Annotated in this window: 1 protein-coding gene and 1 pseudogene; one reads left to right on the top strand and one right to left on the bottom strand. The window is 45.3% G+C overall.

The window, feature by feature from the left end; genetic code table 11:
* Window positions 1–939, top strand: a 939-nt coding sequence (locus tag R8N47_RS23670; protein WP_318185911.1) for a DEAD/DEAH box helicase, incomplete at its 5' end; no start/stop codon positions are given.
* A gap of 39 nt (window positions 940–978) precedes the next feature.
* Here the strand turns inward: R8N47_RS23670 and R8N47_RS23675 are convergent.
* Window positions 979–1,083, bottom strand: a pseudogene (locus tag R8N47_RS23675) (EAL domain-containing protein); the annotation flags it as partial.

The raw sequence follows: 1,083 nt of genomic DNA on the forward strand, positions 1-1,083 counted from the left end.
TGTGTGTACGGCGGTACAAGTATTGGCGTGCAAAAGAACAAGTTGGAAGAGGGCGCGGATATTCTTATTGCTACGCCGGGCCGATTGTTAGACCACTTGTTTAACGGCAACGTAAACATTTCTAAAACTGGCGTGTTGGTGCTTGATGAAGCTGACCGAATGTTGGACATGGGTTTTTGGCCTGATCTGCAACGCATTCTTCGTCGACTACCGAATGACAAACAAATCATGCTGTTTTCTGCGACGTTTGAAAAACGCATTAAAACCATCGCTTACAAACTGATGGATTCTCCTGTTGAGGTGGAAGTGTCTCCAGCGAATACAACGGCAGAAACGGTTAAGCAGATGGTGTATCCAGTTGATAAAAAGCGTAAGCGTGAGTTGCTAGCGTATTTAATTGGTTCACGAAACTGGCAACAAGTACTTGTTTTCACTAAAACCAAACAAGGTAGCGATGAGCTTGCAAAGGAGCTCAAACTGGATGGTATCAAAGCGGTTTCGATTAATGGTGATAAATCGCAAGGTGCTCGCCAGCGTGCACTTGATGAATTCAAGCAAGGTAAAGTTCGAGCCCTGATTGCGACAGACGTGGCGGCTCGCGGTCTAGATATTCAAGAGCTTGAACAAGTGGTGAACTTTGATATGCCATTTAAAGCCGAAGACTACGTACATCGTATTGGTCGTACTGGCCGCGCGGGTAAATCCGGTTTGGCCGTTTCATTAATGAGCCGAGATGAAGAATATCTGCTTCGTGCGATCGAAACGTTGTTAGACCAGCGTTTGCCTCAAGAATGGCTAGAAGGATTCGAACCAAGTCTAATTGAAGAGGTAGAACCTGAGCGTGATAGTGGCGGTCGTCGTAAGAGTCGTTCGTCAGAAAAGCGCAAACTAAAAGCAAAACTCGCGATTCATAAAAATCGTGGCAAGCACCGCAAGTAATCCAGGTATTCAAAGGCGGCAGTGCTTAACAAGAAGGTCTTAGGCCGTTTTGACTTCCTCGTACATTTCTAGGGTTTGAGGCATCGCAAGCAAGTAGCCTTGATACATATCGAAACCGAGTTTTTTCATTAAGTTAAGTTGATG

The organism is Vibrio sp. 2132-1 (assembly GCF_033344315.1).